This is a genomic window from Rhizobium sp. CG5, assembly GCF_023701945.1.
Classification (GTDB): domain Bacteria; phylum Pseudomonadota; class Alphaproteobacteria; order Rhizobiales; family Rhizobiaceae; genus Allorhizobium.
On record NZ_JABAEF010000033.1, the window covers coordinates 1 to 15,324 of the forward strand.

A 15,324-nucleotide genomic window follows, 5' to 3' on the forward strand; every position below is an offset into this window, starting at 1 on the left:
CTCCGGCGGTGGCGGCGGAGGAACCGCCGCCGCCGCTGCTGCTGGATGACAGGCCGGAGGACGAGCTTTTGGGTGGTTCGGGCAAAGTGGAGGCGATGGTCGAGGCCATGGAGCTTGAGAAGCCGCCGATGCGGCCGCCGAAATCGCCGGGATGGGCGCCGTGATACCAGACAGGCTCGTAAGCCGCTGCACCGGCGGCAGCCGTTGCCAGCCAGGTCTCAAACGTGTTGGTCCAGGGCTTTTCGACACCGAGCGCCACGGCATAGGGCAGCAGCGTTTCGAAATGCTGCGGCGACATTTTTGGCGCGCCGGCCATGTTCATGCGGTCTTTTTCGGCGAGCGTCAGATAGGTGCGCAGGCCCTCGATGCCGTCCATCAGCTTGCGGCCGAGCGGCGTCGGGGCACCCATCAGGAAGAAGAACAGGCCGTTCAGGAACACGACGCCGCCGACCGCGACCGGCACCGACAGCGGCTGGTTGCCCTCCAGCTCGACGATCAGCGTCAGAAGGACGCCGCCGAGGATGGTCACCAGCACGAAGCCGAACACGGCCATGGCGAGGATCGAGCCGATGCGGCTGATCAGCGAGGCGCCGCGGCGCAGGCCCCGAGCGATCCTGACGACCACCACGGTCAGCACCACGGCGAGGAAGGCCGGGATCAGCAGGAAGGGCACCATGCCGGCATCGACATCGCCAAACACCATCAGGCAGAACAACAGCGCGACGCTCAAAGCCACGCCACCGGCGATATAGCCGACATTGCCGCGGTAATATTTGCCGCGATGCTCCTTCTCGATCGCCTGGCGGAAGGCCTTGCCGGCGGACTGGACGCGCACGCCATTGGCCTTGTCGATGGTGAGGTCCTCGCTTGGGCCGCCAACGGCGGAAAGAAGGCTTGCCTCGCCGGCCGGAAGGGTTGCCGGCAGGGCCTTTTCGGTGCGGCGGATGACGATCGAATCGTTGAGATCATCGAGCACCACATAGCCCTTGACCGCGAGGTCGAGGGCGGTGGCCGAGAGCGCCGTCCAGCCGGCGCCGGAAAAGCCCTTGTTGTCGATATAGTTGACCAAAGCCGGCGAAATGCCATCCGGCGCATCCCAGCGCGGCACCATGACGCCGGCGTCCGGATCGCGTCCGACGCGCAGCCAGAAGCGCAGATAGTAAAGGAAGACGGCGGCAAGGCCGCCATAGCCCAGAAGGGCATTGATGTTGTCGCGCAGGAACCACCAGAAACTCTGGTCGCTGGAGGGGGCGACGACGGCGCCCTTCGGCATGCCGACGACGATGGTCAGCCCCTCGCCGACGTCCAGGCGCCGGGTGGTCTCAAAGACGACGCCGTCCCCGGTTTCGCTGGATGTGGCATCCTGGCCGGTGTCGCCCAGAGCGCCGGTGTAATAGGCGGTCGCCGTCGGCTCGATGCCCGGCGGCAGGGTGACGGTGGCCGAGGCCGAATTGATCGGAAACAGCCAGCCATTGCCGGTGACGTTCCAGTAGAGCTCGTCGTGGTCCTCGAAGTAGCGGATCTGCCGGGCGGTGGTGTAGGTGATGGTATAGGTGTGGTTTCCCGTGTCGAGATAGACATCGGCGGAGCCGGCATAGATGCGGATGCCGCCGGAAATGCTCTCGGTATGATAGGGCTCGGGCTCACCGTCGCGTGTGACCGAGATCAGGTCGAAATCGACCTTGATGCGGCGGCCATCGGCATCTTCGGCATAGAGCGGAAAATCGCGGAAAATGCCGCGGCTGATCTGATTGCCTTCGGCGCGCACGGTGATGGTTTCCGTTACCGTCAGCGTGGCATCGGCACCGACCTCGATGGCCGCGTCATAGGAGCGGATCAGTTCCTCGGCCGTGGCGATACGCCCTGACAGGATGGAGAGGACAAGGGCGAGGCCAAGACCGAGGAAGGATTTCATTTATCCGTTGCTTTCCTGATAGCGCACGCCGAGCGAGGCCAAAGCATCCCAATAGCTTGGATAGGTCTTGGCGACGCAGCCGGGATCGAGAATGGTGATGCCGTTGATCTTCAGGCCGGCCAGCGCAAAGCTCATGGCAATGCGGTGATCGGCAAAGGTGTCGATCTCGGCCGGCAGGGTCTGGCCGGAGAGTGCGGGATCGGCATAAACGACGAGATCGTCGCCCTGCTCTTCCGCAAGGCCCTCGCGAATGGTGTTGAGCCCTGTCGACAAGGCGCGGATGCGGTCGCATTCCTTGACGCGCAGATTGGCGATGCCAACGAAGCGCACCGGCCTGTTGTTGAAGGCAGCCAGAACGGCAATGGTCGGGATGGCATCCTGCATCTGGCTGCCGTCGATGACCTCGGGCATATCGGGGAAAGCGGCGATCACCTCATAGGCCTTGGCATCGGGCTGGGTGAATTGCGTCGCCGGCGTGCCGATGTCGATCTTACCGCCGGTCAGCACTTCGGCGCCCCAGAGGTATGTGGCGGCGGAGGCATCCGGCTCGATGTGGAAATCGGCGGCGTGATAGCCGGTCGGCTCGACCCGCCAGGTGGCCTGATCGAGCTGTTCGACCTTGGCACCAAAGGCGCGCATGGCATCGAGCGTCAGGTCGACATAACCGCGCGCGCCGATCTCCGGGCCGGTCAAAGCCACCGTGACGGGCCGGTTTGAACCTTCAGGCGCCAGGGGCGCTGCCATCAACAAAGCGGAGACATATTGGCTGGACAGGCCGGCATCGATCTCGACCCGACCGCTGCCGAAATGGCCAGTGCCGCGAATGGTGACCGGCGGGCAGCCGGTCGGGGCTGCGGCATCGATGCCGAGCGAGCGCAGAGCAGCGACCAGCGGGCCGATCGGCCGCTTGCGCATATGCTCGTCGCCATCGACGGTGACGGTGCCGTCGACGCTGGCCACGGCCGCCGTCAGGAAGCGCGTGGCGGTGCCGGCATTGCCGAGAAAGAGCGGGGCCGAGGGGGCCGTCAGGCGGCCGGTGCCGGTGACGACGAAGGTGGTCGCATCCGGCTCGTCGATATCAACGCCCATGGCGCGCAGGGCCTCGGCCATATAGCGGGTGTCGTCGCTTTTCAGCGCGCCGGTCAGCCGGCTGGTGCCCTTCGACAGGCCGGCCAGCAACAGGGCCCGGTTGGTGATCGACTTGGAGCCGGGCGGGCTCACCTTGCCGGACAGCGGATGGCCGGGCGGCAGCAGGGTCAGTTTATCGGTTTTCATGCACTTCGCTCTTGGGATAGCGGTCGCCCATGGCGACCTTAAAACTTAGAATTTGACGGTCGGGACGGCGCGGTCGGCGTCGTTGGCGATCTCGAAATAGCCCGCTTTGATAAAGCCGAAATTGCGGGCCACCAGGTTGGACGGGAAGCTCTCAACCTTGACGTTCAGATCGCGGGCCGCGCCGTTATAGTAGCGGCGCGACATCTGGATCTCGCCTTCGACGCCTTCCAGCGAGCGCTGCAACTCGAGGAAGTTCTCGTTGGCCTTCAGGTCCGGATAGGCTTCGGCCAGCGCCATGACGCGGCCGAGCGCCTGGCCGAGCAGGCCTTCGGCGGCGGCCCTGCCCTCGATATCGCCGGCCGGCACGCCTTGTGCGCGGTTGCGCAATTCGACGACCTTTTCCAGCGTCTCGCTCTCGTGCTTGGCATAGCCCTTGACGATCTCGATGAGGTTGGGGATCAGGTCGGCGCGGCGCTTCAGCTGCACGTCGATGCCCGACCAGGCTTCCTCGGTCATCTGCTTGGATTTGACCAGGCCGTTATAGACGATGACCGCATAGACGGCGGCAAGGGCAAGAATTGCGAGAATGACATACATGGAGATGCTCCGGCCAATGCAAAGATGGCGGGACATTATGCGTTCGGTTGACGCTTGTCATCAGCCGTTCTGGGACTGCCCAATTATGGGCAGGGAGGCCGGCTGGTTCGCTGCTTCGGCAGCGGCGAGTTTGGCAAGAGCGATGTCCTGACCGGGTGCGGTGCGATGCATGAAGGCCTGCACCAGCATCAGCAGGAGGATGTTGGCGATGGCGCCAACGGATGCCAGCTGCATCAGGCTCTGGCCGGCCGCAAAGTCCGCGACGCCGGCGTTGCTGGCCTGCGATGTTCGATTCGAGGCGATCAGCGCCACAACGCAGCACAACATCATGGCGCTGGGCAGCAGCGAAAAACGCGCCGTAGACCTCGCCTCCTGGCGGGCGGCGAAATCGTCGAGATCCACCAAAGTGTAGATCGGCATCCAAAGATTGACGATCGGAACGACGAAGCCGAGAAGCGCCGTCCATGGCGGATATCGCACGCTGGCGGGCTCGACGGACCGAGCCAGGCCGACCGACAGGAACAGCCAATAAAAGAAGAAAGCCGTATTCAGCACGGCCAAGGCGGCGACCACCAGATCAAACGGCCCGGCGACGCCCATCAGCAAGCCGAAAACCGGACTGTCCGCGCCGGTATGGGCGTTGGATCCGGTATGCTCAAGGACATAGCTGACAAAGGCAATGTAGAGATAGAAAAGCGTCGACAAGACCAGCAGGACTGCGCTGACCCAAGCCGTTGCCGTGAAGGCTCGCCGCATCCCTGCGAGCCGTCCCGCCAGTAACGCTGCCGGACTGGACCGGCCTTGGCTCACGCGGCGTCTTTCTTCCAGTTGATGCCGCCGGCGTCGGTCAGCAGGAAGGCTTCGCCGCAGGCTTTGGCGAGCGTGCGGACGCGCAGGATATAGCTCTGCCGTTCGGTCACCGAGATCACGCCGCGGGCGTCGAGCAGGTTGAAGACGTGGGAGGCCTTGATGCACTGGTCATAGGCCGGGAAGACGCATTTGTGCAGCATCTGGTTGGCACTGTCGCTCGGTGCACCGGCAGAAAGGATCGCCTGGCATTCCTTCTCGGCATCCTCGAAATGGCGGTGCAGCATCTCGGTATTGGCGATCTCGAAATTGTGCCTGGAATATTCCTGCTCGGCCTGCAGGAAGACGTCGCCATAGGAGATCTTGTCCTCGCCCTCGCGGCCGTTGTAATTGATATCGTAAATGCTATCGACGCCCTGCACATACATGGCGAGGCGCTCGAGGCCGTAGGTCAGTTCGCCGGCGACCGGCGAGCATTCGATGCCGCAGACCTGCTGGAAGTAGGTGAACTGCGAGACTTCCATGCCGTCGCACCAGCATTCCCAGCCAAGGCCCCAGGCGCCGAGCGTCGGGCTTTCCCAGTCGTCCTCGACGAAACGGATATCGTGCAGCAGAGGATCGAGGCCGATGGCGGCCAGCGAGCCGAGATAAAGTTCCTGCAGGTTGGACGGATTGGGCTTCAGGATGACCTGATACTGGTAATAGTGCTGCAGGCGGTTGGGGTTTTCGCCATAGCGACCATCGGACGGACGACGCGATGGCTGCACATAGGCAGCCTTCCAGGGCTTCGGCCCCAGCGCACGCAGCGTCGTTGCCGGATGAAACGTGCCGGCACCCACTTCCATGTCATAGGGCTGCAGAACGGCGCAACCCTTGTCGGCCCAATAGGCATGCAGCGTCAGGATCAGCGCCTGGAAAGAGCGCTTGGGGTCCATATGCGGAGCGAGAGTGGTCATGGTATCAGTCCGGGGTTGAAGTTTACTGGCCGTCTGGTGCCATGACGGGCTTGAGGGGTCAAGGGTTTTGACCTGCCGCGGCGGCATGGTTGTCAGTCTTCATTGGCTGCGCTGCGGTCGAAATGCCAGCCCGGCGGCAAAGGTTTGACCCTGGCGCGGATGCGCTTGAGCACCTGTTCACGCGGATCGTCGCGGGCGATCTCAAACGTCCGGTCCTGCGCTATGCAAACGGTGACATCATCGCCCTCCTTAAGGTTCAGGGCCTTGACGACGGCGGACGGAATGCGAATGGCGAGACTATTTCCCCACTTGGAAACCTGCATGGCACACCTGTTAATCGACAAAATCCGCTTAGATCTTAGCAAGCGAATGCTCATACTCCAAGACAACCTCAACGTTCAGCATCCATGCCGGCACCGCATTGTCGCCGGCCCCTGCCAATGATACACTTAAACCTTGCCGCCGGAGACCAGACCGATGACCGTCAAGACGACAGTGACCTTGAGCGAAGACCTGCTGCGCTATGCCGAAAAGCTCGTCGAGGATGGCCACTATCCCTCGATCTCAAGCGTCATCGAGGCCGGGATTGCCCAGATGATCGAAAACGAAACGCCCGCCGTCGGCCCTACCACCGCCGATCCGCTGGACGGCATGGGCGACGAGATCCGACGGCGCCTGGAATTGCCGCGGGACCAGTGGATTCCGTTGGATAACGATACGATGTTTGAAGAGATCGAGGCCATGGTGCAAAAGCTATCCAAGGCAAACTAGTGCGCTACACCGTCACCCGCCACCCTCTCGTCCGATCCGACATGCTGGATATAACGCGCCTGATCGGAGACTATGCGGGGTATCCAATCGCAGGTCAGAAAATCGCCGAATTCAGAAGCGCCATGAAGAGCTTGCGTGATTACCCCCATATCGGCACCGTTCGCCACGACATCCATCCCGGCCTTCGCGCATTGCCGGCCGGGGAAAAGGGCGTGATCTGTTTCACGGTGGACGACAGGACCGAGACGGTCCATATCGTCTGCGTCACCTATGCCGGTGCCGACTGGCAGGCCAGGGCCCGCGGGCGCAGCTAACCGATACTCACTCGCCCTCACGGCGCACCCGGTATTCTCCCGTCTCGGGATCCTTGACCAAAGTGCCGATGGCCCCGGTTTCCTGCTCTTTTTCGGCTGCCCGCGATTTGGCGGCGAGCTTTTCGGCGTCCGAGACGAAGCGTCGGTAGAGAAGCCAGGCACCGCCGAGCAGGACCACCATAAATAAAAGCTGTGCCATGTTCCCCCCTCGCCTCTTTGTCAGAGACCGTATCGGCTCCACATTGCCTTTTCTTCGATCGTTTCGGCAAGACCGCTGAGCGCTGCTGCGGCGATTTGTTCGGTGCCACCGGCGGAAAGTCCGACACCCGGCAAGCGCCGTCCGAAAAAGTCGCGGGCGCCGCTGACCAGTTCCAGCCGCGTGTCGGCGCCGTAGCGGCGCTTCAGTTCGACGCGCATGTCGCCGAGCCCGTCGATCAGGCCAAGCTCGAGGCCGCGCTGGCCGGTCCAGAACAGGCCGGAGAAAATCGTCGGATCATCGGCAAGCTTCAAGCCGCGGCGGTCCTTGACCATGTCGATGAAGACCTTGTGGATCTCGAGCTGCAGGGTCTTCAGGTATTCGATGTCGCCTTCCTTTTCCGGCTGGAAGGGATCGAGGATGACCTTGTTCTCCCCGGCGGTATAGACGCGGCGCTCGACGCCCATCTTCTTCAACAGTTCGGGAAAGCCGAAGCCGCCCGATACCACGCCGATCGAGCCGACGATCGAGGTGGGGTCGGCATAAATCTCGTCGCCGGCCAGCGCCAGCATGTAGCCGCCGGAGGCCGCGACGTCCTCGACGAACACCAGGACCGTCTTGTTCTTTTCCTCGGCCAGCGAGCGGATGCGCTGGAAAATCATGCGCGACTGGACCGGCGAACCGCCCGGCGAATTGATCGACAGGACAACCGCTGGGCTGTTCTTGCGGGCAAAGGCCTTTTCCAGCATGGGGGCGACGCTTGCCAGATTGAGGGCCGGCTTGAACCGGCTGCCGCCGCTCATGATCTGCCCATGCAGGCGCACGACGGGGATCACGATGCCTTTCTTGCGAAAGCGTTTCGGGGTCAGCCGTTCCAGAAAATCCGACATCAATGCGTTACCTCTTTGTCATGGTTCACGTGAGCAGAGATGTAAGTTGCGGACCGGCAAACACAATGGCGGTGTCGAAAAAACGGCGGCAGGCCCGAAAAAGATCGCTTTACCGGCGCCGATAGGCGGCCCGGCCGTTGTTGAGATCGTCGACGAAGGCCGAAAACCGGTGGCTACCGGGATCGTCATGCATGGTCAGCGGTGCGCGCAGCTCGAGCCGGGCGCGCGATCCCTTGATGGCGGTGACCAGCACACGCACGGCACTTTCCCCGGCGCGCGGATAGAGCGGGGTGATTTCCAGACCGCCGAAACGCTTTCCGCAGGCGGCGATGATCTCGGCGATCGATTGCGGCCGGGCGATCAGCGACAGCTGGCCACCCGGCACCATGATGGCGCCGGCGGTGCGGATCCAGGCCTCGAACAGGCCGTCGGTCATGGCATGGGCCTCGGCTTTCAGGGCATCGGGCGTGCGGCGGTCGCCGGCATCGTTGAAGGGCGGGTTCATGATCACATGGTCGAAACTGTCATCGGCAAGGCCGGCGGCAACGCGGGCCTTGCCGGTCAGGGTGACATCGGCCTCCACGACATTGGCGCGGGACGACAGGTGGGAATTGTCGGCGAGCGCAAGGCTTTTGCGCGCATAGTCGGCCATCTCGGGCGAGCGTTCGACAAGCGTCCCCTCGGCCCCTTCCAGCCGTGCCGCGCCCGCCAGCCCCGCCGCTCCGGCACCGGCACCCAGATCGGCGAGACGAAACGGGCCGGAGGCATCGACCAGGCTTGCCAGCAGCATGGCATCCATGCCGGCGCGGTGGCCGCGGCCCTTCGGCTGGACCAGATGGAAGCGGCCGCGGTGGAAGGCGTCAATGGTCTCAGAACTCGGCGCAGACATCGACCGCCTCAGTCCTTGCGATCGAGCAGTTCGTCGGCAAGGCCCGCATCGGTGAGAATCGTGCGGGCTTCGTCCAGCCGGCCCTCTTCCACCAGAAAACGACGCGGCAGCATGCCGAGCGAGCCCTCCATGATGCTCATCGCCTGATCGGCAATCAGGCAGTGAATTCCGGCATCCTTCATCAGGCTCTCGGCGAAGGAGAGCAGAACCGGGTCGTTTGTGCGAATAAGCTCGTGCATTTGTTATTAAATCCCATCAAATTGACCGAACGAGACAATTCGCCTCTTGCCGTGTCCTCAGGCCCTTTTTATGGTCGGAACTGACGAATGAACAGGAGTCCGGTGCGTTGGGCGTAGTGATACCGCTTGAGGAAAGCAAAAACAAACAGGCTTCCGTTAAGCCGTTGGTGAACTTGACCAAGGCCGGCATGGAGCGGGTGAACCAGCTTATTCTATCCAAGGCCGGTTCCGACGTGCAGATGATCCCGGAAGTGGCCAACCATCTGATCTCGTCCGGCGGCAAGCGCCTGCGGCCGATGCTGACGATCGCCTCGGCGGCGATGTTCGGCTACGAAGGCGAGGCCCATATCAAGCTCGCCACCAGCGTCGAGTTCATGCACACGGCAACCCTGCTGCATGACGACGTGGTGGACGAAAGCGATCTCAGGCGCGGCAAGTCGACGGCACGGATGATCTGGGGCAACCAGGCGAGCGTCCTGGTCGGCGACTTCCTGCTCGGCCAGGCGTTTCGCCTGATGGTCGAGGTCGGCTCGCTCGACGCGCTGGATGTGCTGTCGTCTGCTGCCTCGGTGATTGCCGAGGGCGAAGTGCTGCAGCTCTCCGTCGCCAAGAACATGGAAACCACCGAGGACGATTATCTCTCGGTGATCCGCGCCAAGACGGCGGCGCTGTTTGCGGCCGCCTCCGAGGTCGGGCCGATCGTCGCCGGCACGGACAAGGCGAGCCGCAATGCGCTGAAATCCTACGGCATGAATCTCGGCCTTGCCTTCCAGCTGGTCGACGATGCGCTCGACTACGGCGGCAAGGCGTCCGATCTGGGCAAGAATACCGGCGACGATTTCCGCGAGGGCAAGATCACGCTGCCGGTCATCCTGGCCTATCGCCGCGGTACCGAGCCGGAGCGCGCCTTCTGGCGCGAGGCGATCGAGGGCGGCAAAAGCGACGATGCCAATCTCGACAAGGCGATCGGCCTGATTACCAAATATAACGGTCTGAACGATACGATCGCCCGGGCCCTGCATTACGGCATGATTGCCCGCGATGCGCTGGCGCCGCTTCCCGACAGTCCGTGGAAGGACGCCCTGATGGACGTGATCGATTTCTCGATCGCCCGGGTCAGTTGAGAGTGACGAGGGGCGGCCTGTCCGGCGCTGCTTCAAAAAAGCCATGCTGTTGCCGTTAGATGAATGGGCGGGGCAGCAGGAAAGACGCGTGGGCGGTCCTGATGGGTCCGCACCGCTTGCTCGAATCGGCTATTGCGTGTTTTTCGTTGGTTGAATGCGAAATCATTGCTATCCGGTAACATCCTACGGCAGTATGGCCGGCACCCCTTGTTGAAAGGCTCCTTCATGCGGCAGACATTTGCCATCGGCTCACTCACCGGCACCGCCCTGATGGTCTTGGCCACATTCGGCATCGGCTATTTCGGGAGCATGGGCGCCGGCTTTGCCCAGGCAACGACAACCGCCGCGCCCGAGACGACGGAGCGGTTCGACGCCAACAGCGTCGATACGTTTTCCGGAGCCTATCTCAGCGCCCGCACGGCCAATGCCGACCGCGATCTCGATATTGCCATCGCCCTCTACAAGAAGGCGCTGGCCATCGAGCCCGGCAATATCGAAATCCGCCAGAGCCTGATGCTGGCGCTGTTCATGAACGGCCAGTTCGACGAGGGTGTGAAATATGCCCATGAGCTGAAATCGGATCCGGCCGTCGAGCGGGTGACGTCGATCGCCAGGGGTCTCGATGCGATTCGCAACCGCGAATATGCTTCGGCCGAGAAGCTTCTTGAATACAAGGGACCGAACGATCTCGACCGGCTGACCAATTCGCTGCTGATCGCCTGGGCCAAGATGGGCGCCGGACAGGGCAAGGAAGCGCTTGCGATGATCGACGGGCTGAAAGGCCCGGAATGGTACGGGGTGTTCAAGAACTACAATGCCGGCGCCATCGCGGCGGCGATCGGCGATGTGGATGCGGCGCGCAAGTATTTCAGCAGTGCCGTGACAGACCAGGAAGGGGGCGCGACCGCGCCTGACACCTTCCTGCGCTCGGTTTTTGCGCTGGCCGTTCTGGAAGCCGAACAGGGCAACAAGCAGAAAGCCTATGACGCGATTGCCACCGGCGACACGCTGATCAACAATTATGCGCCCTTCAAGGCGCTGCGCGAGCGCATCGAGAAGGGCAACGTTCCCAAGCAGCAGGTCACCAATGCGCAGGAAGGTGCCGCCGCGGTGCTGTTTGCCATCGGCGGCGCGCTGAACCGCGAAGGCGCCCAGGATACGGTGACGCTCTATCTGCAGCTGTCCCATGCGCTCGACCCCAATAGCGCCGACACGCTGATCCTGCTCGGCGGGCTTGCCGAAAACGCCAAGCAGACCGACCGCGCCGTCGCCTTCTACGGCAAGGTGCCGGCGACGTCGCCGATGCGGCGCATTTCCGAGCTGCAGCTTGGCCTGGCGCTCGCCCAGACCGGCAAGGTGGACGATGCCCGCAAACATCTCAAGGCGCTGATCGTCTCCGACCCTGCCGATATTCGCAGCTACCTTGCCTATGGCAGCGTGCTGTCGGATGCCAAGGACTATGTGGAGATGGCCGACAATTACGACCGGGCCGTCGAGGTGATCGGTGCTGCGCCGGTCCGCAGCCACTGGTCGGTGTTCTTCCAGCGCGGCATCGCCTATGAGCGACTGAAGAAATGGGACATTGCCGAGCCGAACTTCCGCAAGGCGCTGGAGCTCTATCCCGACCAGCCGCAGGTGCTGAACTATCTCGGCTATTCCTGGGTCGACATGAACCGCAACCTCGACGAGGGGCTCGACATGATCCGCAAGGCGGTCGAGCTGCGGCCGGATGACGGCTATATCGTCGATTCGCTCGGCTGGGCGTTTTTCCGCCTGGGCCGTTTCGACGAGGCGGTCGACGAGCTGGAGCGGGCCGTGCAGCTGAAAGCCGGCGATGCGACGATCAACGATCATCTGGGCGATGCCTACTGGCGCGTCGGTCGCAAGCTGGAGGCCGTCTACCAGTGGAAGCGGGCGCTGATCTCCGAGCCTGAAAAGGACACAATCCCGAAGATCGAGATGAAGATTGCCGAGGGGCTGCCGCCGCTGGAAGCTGGCGCCGGCACCGGCAATGCCGACGCCGCACCAACGGCGGGCGGCGCCAAGCCGCAGGCTGAGGCCGCCGATGACAAGAAGACCTGACGGCGCGCTCTTGCCGAAAGGACTGCCGGACACAGCGATCATCGAGACGGCGCCCGCCAAGATCAATCTGGCACTGCATGTCACCGGCCAGAGGGCCGATGGCTATCATCTGCTCGACAGTCTGGTGACCTTTGCCCGCGACGGCGACCGGCTGACCATGGCTCGGTCGCCGACCGACCAGTTCAGCGTCTCGGGCCGGTTCAGTGCCCTGATCCCGACCGAAGCCCAAGCCGGGCCGGCCGGCAATCTGGTGCTGAAGGCACGGGACCTGCTACGCCAGGCATTGACCGAACGGGGCGTGGCAACGCCGCCGGTTGCCATCCATCTGGAGAAGAACCTGCCGATCGCCTCGGGCATCGGCGGCGGTTCGGCGGATGCCGCAGCGGCACTGCGCGGTCTTTCCCGGCTCTGGGACCATGCCATGCCGGAGGCCGACTTGCAGGCGCTCGGTCTGAGGCTTGGCGCCGACGTGCCGATGTGCCTGCGCTCAACGCCGCTGCGCGCCACGGGGATCGGCGAGGACATGTCTCTGCTCGACACTTTGCCCGCCTTCGCGCTGGTGCTCGGCAATCCGCTCAAGGGCGTTTCAACGCCGGAGATTTTTCGCCGGCTGTCGAGCAAGAGTAATCCGCCGATCGGCGACCTGCCGGAGATAGCAGACCGGACGCAGTGGCTCGACACGCTGTCGAACTTGCGCAACGATCTGGAGCCCCCTGCCCGCGCGCTTTGCACCGAGATCGCGGTTCTGGCCTCCATGATGGAGCATGCCGGGGCGCGGCTGGTGCGGATGTCCGGCTCGGGCGCGACGTGCTTTGGCCTCTTCGACGATATGGACGCGGCGCGGCATGCCGCCGCAGGCCTTCTCAAGCAGCGGCCCGACTGGTACTTTCACGCCACCGAAACGATGGGCGGAGCGTATTCATGACATCGACCGGCCAACCACGCCCCTTCATCCCGGTCGGCATCGCTGTGCTGACCGTGTCCGACACGCGCACGCTTGCCGACGACAAATCCGGCGACACGCTTGTCGCGCGCATCCTGGAGGCTGGCCACCGGCTGGTCGACCGCGCCATCGTCAGCGACGACCGCGACCGCATCTACAACCAGGTCAAGGCCTGGACGCTGTCGGACGAGATCGACGTGGTGATCACCACCGGCGGCACCGGCTTTACCGGCCGGGACGTGACGCCCGAGGCGCTGGAACCCCTGTTCGAAAAGCGCATGGACGGGTTTTCCGAAGTGTTCCACCGCATCTCCTACGACAAGATCGGCACCTCGACGATCCAGTCTCGCGCCACCGGCGGCGTTGCCAATGCCACCTTCATCTTCGTGCTGCCGGGCTCGCCCGGGGCCTGCAAGGACGCCTGGGACGGCATCTTGAAGGGCCAGCTGGACTATCGCCACATGCCCTGCAATTTCGTGGAGATCATGCCGCGGCTGGACGAACACCTGAAGCGCGGCTGATGCCGGCCGCATCGACTGCCTGAGTGACCTTTTTTGACAGGACCCAGGAGGTGTGACGCGCGACAATTGCCGGAGCGACGCATTGCCTTAAGTTTGATCCAGTCATTCAGGAGATCAAAACCATGGGCCAGACATTTCGCGGAACTTCCAATGCCGATCGCTTCGTGCAGGGCACCAACAACGTCGACACCGTGGAGGTGCGGCTTTTCACCTTTGGCGGCAATGACACGATCATCCTCAATCGCAGCGACAATCTCGGCGGCGGCAATTTTGTCGATGCGGGGTCCGGAAACGACCGGATTAGCAATGCCATGGAAGCGGGCAACGACATCCGGCTCGGCGCGGGCAACGACACCTATGTCGGCACCGGCTTTGGTTCGTTCGGCAGCGATATCGGCGATATCATCCGCGCCGGTGACGGCAATGACCTGATCGCCGTGAGCACCTTCAAGAGCAGCTATTTCGGCAATGACGGCAATGACCAGTTTGCCTCCGAAGGCTGGCAGAACCTCTTCAACGGCGGCGCCGGGCGCGACCGCATCTCCTATGAACCGCGCGACGATTCCTCGACGCTTGGCGGCAGCGGCGTGACGATCGACCTGTTGACCGGGCTGGCCCAGACCGGCGCCAACCGTTTTGAGACCCTGGTCAGCATCGAGGATGCGGCCGGAACCAATGCCAGCGACGCTATCAACGGCACCAATGGCGCCAACAAACTGGAGGGATTGAACGGCAATGACGATCTGTTCGGGCTTGGCGGAAATGACCAGCTGTTCGGCGGTCTTGGCATTGATCGGATCGAGGGCAATGAAGGCGCCGACGTCCTGACCGGCGGCCGCAGCCGTGATCTGCTGACCGGCGGCAGCGGCGCCGACCGGTTCGACTTCAACGCACTGAACGAAAGCGGCAATGGTGCCAACAATCGCGATATCATCGCCGATTTCAGCCACAGCCAGGGCGACAAAGTCGACCTTTCGACGCTGGACGCCAATACGGCGCGCGGCGGCAACCAGGCCTTCAGCTTTATCGGCGACGACGCCTTTAGCGCGGCCGGTCAGCTGCGCTTTTCCGGCGGGATCGTCAGCGGCGACGTCAATGGCGACGGCCGCTCGGATTTTCAGATCGCCATGAACGACCTGGCCGACATGGTGCGGTCCGACTTCATTCTGTAATACCGAGATCGGCGCGGGCCTGGCGGGCCACCCGGGCCGGCACCAGCTCTGCCGTCAGCGATTGCATGCGCAGCCCCTTGGGCAGATCGCCAAGCCCCATGCCGCTCTTGACGATGGCCAGCGCCTGACGCTTCGACAGCAGCAGGCCATCCTCCAGCGGCGCCGTCCTGCGGCCGATCCGGCGGTAGAACGGCAGGCGGTGATGGCGCGACGGCGAAAAGCGGGCCGGCGCGCTGTTGCGCATCACATAGTCGGCGATCTCGTCGATCCAGCCGCTGGCCGGACGGGCACCCGGCTCGACCAGCAGCAGCCATTCGCCCCTGGCGGCCCGGACGATATCCTTCAGGTCCCATTGCCCATGAAACCGGCAACCGGCCGCATCCGCCAGCCGCGACGTGCCATCCCGCGAGCCGCGATCAAGCACCACGACATCGCAGACAACCCCTTCCACAGCCCCTGAAACCAGGGCCGCAAGGGTTTGCGCCAATTCGGTTTCCTGATCCAAGCATTCGATAATCACTGTCAGCATTGCCTATGATTATCGCATTGCACAAAGAATTGCCACTGCTGCATTTTCGATTTTGTTCTTGCATTGTTCTCTTTTTCAGGATAGGAATTTTATCACGAAAGGGC

General features: G+C 63.1%; 18 protein-coding genes. 7 read left to right on the forward strand and 11 right to left on the reverse strand.

Annotated elements, in window-relative coordinates; translation table 11 throughout:
* The 6 genes from HGO38_RS29745 to HGO38_RS29770 all read right to left on the reverse strand — a co-directional run.
* The coding region (locus tag HGO38_RS29745) for a DUF2207 domain-containing protein (protein WP_250959409.1) at nucleotides 1–1,915 on the reverse strand (1,915 nt) is incomplete at its 3' end.
* Nucleotides 1,916–3,190: a 3-phosphoshikimate 1-carboxyvinyltransferase gene (locus HGO38_RS29750; protein ID WP_250959410.1), complete on the reverse strand. Its 1,275-nt coding sequence runs from the start codon at nucleotides 3,188–3,190 to the stop codon at nucleotides 1,916–1,918. It abuts the gene before it with no gap.
* A gap of 45 nt (nucleotides 3,191–3,235) precedes the next feature.
* The gene (locus HGO38_RS29755; protein ID WP_250959411.1) at nucleotides 3,236–3,787 is read right to left on the reverse strand and encodes a LemA family protein; all 552 of its coding nucleotides are present in this window, start codon (nucleotides 3,785–3,787) and stop codon (nucleotides 3,236–3,238) included.
* Between the two features lie 60 nt (nucleotides 3,788–3,847).
* The gene (locus HGO38_RS29760; protein WP_250959412.1) at nucleotides 3,848–4,543 is read right to left on the reverse strand and encodes a DUF4328 domain-containing protein; all 696 of its coding nucleotides are present in this window, start codon (nucleotides 4,541–4,543) and stop codon (nucleotides 3,848–3,850) included.
* Nucleotides 4,544–4,593: 50 nt separating this feature from the next.
* Nucleotides 4,594–5,529, reverse strand: coding sequence for a glycine--tRNA ligase subunit alpha (locus HGO38_RS29765; protein ID WP_502941665.1), 936 nt, complete (start codon nucleotides 5,527–5,529; stop codon nucleotides 4,594–4,596).
* A 113-nt stretch (nucleotides 5,530–5,642) separates the two neighbouring features.
* Complete coding sequence (locus tag HGO38_RS29770; protein WP_250959414.1) at nucleotides 5,643–5,873, reverse strand: AbrB/MazE/SpoVT family DNA-binding domain-containing protein; 231 nt, start codon at nucleotides 5,871–5,873, stop codon at nucleotides 5,643–5,645.
* A 154-nt stretch (nucleotides 5,874–6,027) separates the two neighbouring features.
* Here HGO38_RS29770 and HGO38_RS29775 point away from each other — a divergent pair, with 154 nt between their 5' ends.
* Together HGO38_RS29775 and HGO38_RS29780 are read left to right on the forward strand one after the other, a co-directional pair.
* Nucleotides 6,028–6,321 carry a ribbon-helix-helix domain-containing protein gene (locus HGO38_RS29775; protein ID WP_250959415.1) on the forward strand — a complete coding sequence of 98 codons (294 nt, stop codon included), beginning with the start codon at nucleotides 6,028–6,030 and terminating at the stop codon, nucleotides 6,319–6,321.
* A complete protein-coding gene (locus HGO38_RS29780; protein WP_352230519.1) occupies nucleotides 6,321–6,635 on the forward strand; it encodes a type II toxin-antitoxin system RelE/ParE family toxin in 315 nt (104 codons plus the stop codon). Before HGO38_RS29775 ends, HGO38_RS29780 begins: the two co-directional genes overlap by 1 nt.
* Before the next feature lie 7 nt (nucleotides 6,636–6,642).
* Here the strand turns inward: HGO38_RS29780 and HGO38_RS29785 are convergent, their stop codons facing one another.
* From HGO38_RS29785 to HGO38_RS29800, 4 genes are all read right to left on the reverse strand, one after another.
* Entirely contained in the window at nucleotides 6,643–6,834 is a 192-nt protein-coding gene (locus HGO38_RS29785; protein ID WP_250959417.1) for a hypothetical protein, read from the reverse strand.
* Between the two features lie 20 nt (nucleotides 6,835–6,854).
* Entirely contained in the window at nucleotides 6,855–7,721 is an 867-nt protein-coding gene (locus tag HGO38_RS29790) for a S49 family peptidase (protein ID WP_250959418.1), read from the reverse strand.
* 109 nt (nucleotides 7,722–7,830) lie between these two features.
* Nucleotides 7,831–8,610, reverse strand: a complete 780-nt coding sequence (locus HGO38_RS29795; RefSeq protein WP_250959419.1) for a tRNA1(Val) (adenine(37)-N6)-methyltransferase — start codon at nucleotides 8,608–8,610, stop codon at nucleotides 7,831–7,833.
* Nucleotides 8,611–8,618: 8 nt separating this feature from the next.
* Entirely contained in the window at nucleotides 8,619–8,849 is a 231-nt protein-coding gene (locus HGO38_RS29800) for a putative signal transducing protein (RefSeq protein ID WP_250959420.1), read from the reverse strand.
* 107 nt (nucleotides 8,850–8,956) lie between these two features.
* On the opposite strand from HGO38_RS29800, the gene HGO38_RS29805 reads away from it, so the two are divergent.
* The 5 genes from HGO38_RS29805 to HGO38_RS29825 all read left to right on the forward strand — a co-directional run bounded on the left by HGO38_RS29805 (nucleotide 8,957) and on the right by HGO38_RS29825 (nucleotide 14,691).
* Nucleotides 8,957–9,973 (forward strand): polyprenyl synthetase family protein, encoded by a 1,017-nt coding sequence (locus tag HGO38_RS29805; protein WP_250959421.1) that lies wholly within the window; start codon nucleotides 8,957–8,959, stop codon nucleotides 9,971–9,973.
* A 225-nt stretch (nucleotides 9,974–10,198) separates the two neighbouring features.
* The gene (locus tag HGO38_RS29810) at nucleotides 10,199–12,055 is read left to right on the forward strand and encodes a tetratricopeptide repeat protein (RefSeq protein WP_250959422.1); all 1,857 of its coding nucleotides are present in this window, start codon (nucleotides 10,199–10,201) and stop codon (nucleotides 12,053–12,055) included.
* Nucleotides 12,039–12,980, forward strand: a complete 942-nt coding sequence (locus HGO38_RS29815; protein ID WP_250959423.1) for a 4-(cytidine 5'-diphospho)-2-C-methyl-D-erythritol kinase — start codon at nucleotides 12,039–12,041, stop codon at nucleotides 12,978–12,980. Before HGO38_RS29810 ends, HGO38_RS29815 begins: the two co-directional genes overlap by 17 nt.
* Nucleotides 12,977–13,519, forward strand: a complete 543-nt coding sequence (gene moaB / locus HGO38_RS29820; protein ID WP_250959424.1) for a molybdenum cofactor biosynthesis protein B — start codon at nucleotides 12,977–12,979, stop codon at nucleotides 13,517–13,519. The genes HGO38_RS29815 and moaB overlap by 4 nt, the downstream gene beginning before the upstream one ends.
* Before the next feature lie 122 nt (nucleotides 13,520–13,641).
* Nucleotides 13,642–14,691 (forward strand): calcium-binding protein, encoded by a 1,050-nt coding sequence (locus HGO38_RS29825; protein WP_250959425.1) that lies wholly within the window; start codon nucleotides 13,642–13,644, stop codon nucleotides 14,689–14,691.
* On the opposite strand, the gene HGO38_RS29830 is transcribed toward HGO38_RS29825, so the two are convergent.
* Complete coding sequence (locus HGO38_RS29830) at nucleotides 14,681–15,220, reverse strand: glycosyl transferase (protein ID WP_250959426.1); 540 nt, start codon at nucleotides 15,218–15,220, stop codon at nucleotides 14,681–14,683. The genes HGO38_RS29825 and HGO38_RS29830 overlap by 11 nt on opposite strands.
* Nucleotides 15,221–15,324 lie beyond the last annotated feature (104 nt).

Bases quoted from the DNA above. Each gene is read 5' to 3' on its own strand.
- HGO38_RS29815 (WP_250959423.1), top strand. From the start codon at position 12,039: ATGACAAGAAGACCTGACGGCGCGCTCTTGCCGAAAGGACTGCCGGAC.
- HGO38_RS29750 (WP_250959410.1), bottom strand. From the start codon at position 3,190: ATGAAAACCGATAAACTGACCCTGCTGCCGCCCGGCCATCCGCTGTCC.
- HGO38_RS29800 (WP_250959420.1), bottom strand. From the start codon at position 8,849: ATGCACGAGCTTATTCGCACAAACGACCCGGTTCTGCTCTCCTTCGCC.
- HGO38_RS29785 (WP_250959417.1), bottom strand. From the start codon at position 6,834: ATGGCACAGCTTTTATTTATGGTGGTCCTGCTCGGCGGTGCCTGGCTT.
- HGO38_RS29830 (WP_250959426.1), bottom strand. From the start codon at position 15,220: ATGCTGACAGTGATTATCGAATGCTTGGATCAGGAAACCGAATTGGCG.
- HGO38_RS29760 (WP_250959412.1), bottom strand. From the start codon at position 4,543: ATGCGGCGAGCCTTCACGGCAACGGCTTGGGTCAGCGCAGTCCTGCTG.
- HGO38_RS29770 (WP_250959414.1), bottom strand. From the start codon at position 5,873: ATGCAGGTTTCCAAGTGGGGAAATAGTCTCGCCATTCGCATTCCGTCC.
- HGO38_RS29825 (WP_250959425.1), top strand. From the start codon at position 13,642: ATGGGCCAGACATTTCGCGGAACTTCCAATGCCGATCGCTTCGTGCAG.
- HGO38_RS29795 (WP_250959419.1), bottom strand. From the start codon at position 8,610: ATGTCTGCGCCGAGTTCTGAGACCATTGACGCCTTCCACCGCGGCCGC.
- HGO38_RS29775 (WP_250959415.1), top strand. From the start codon at position 6,028: ATGACCGTCAAGACGACAGTGACCTTGAGCGAAGACCTGCTGCGCTAT.
- HGO38_RS29810 (WP_250959422.1), top strand. From the start codon at position 10,199: ATGCGGCAGACATTTGCCATCGGCTCACTCACCGGCACCGCCCTGATG.
- HGO38_RS29755 (WP_250959411.1), bottom strand. From the start codon at position 3,787: ATGTATGTCATTCTCGCAATTCTTGCCCTTGCCGCCGTCTATGCGGTC.
- HGO38_RS29765 (WP_502941665.1), bottom strand. From the start codon at position 5,529: ATGGACCCCAAGCGCTCTTTCCAGGCGCTGATCCTGACGCTGCATGCC.
- HGO38_RS29790 (WP_250959418.1), bottom strand. From the start codon at position 7,721: ATGTCGGATTTTCTGGAACGGCTGACCCCGAAACGCTTTCGCAAGAAA.
- moaB (WP_250959424.1), top strand. From the start codon at position 12,977: ATGACATCGACCGGCCAACCACGCCCCTTCATCCCGGTCGGCATCGCT.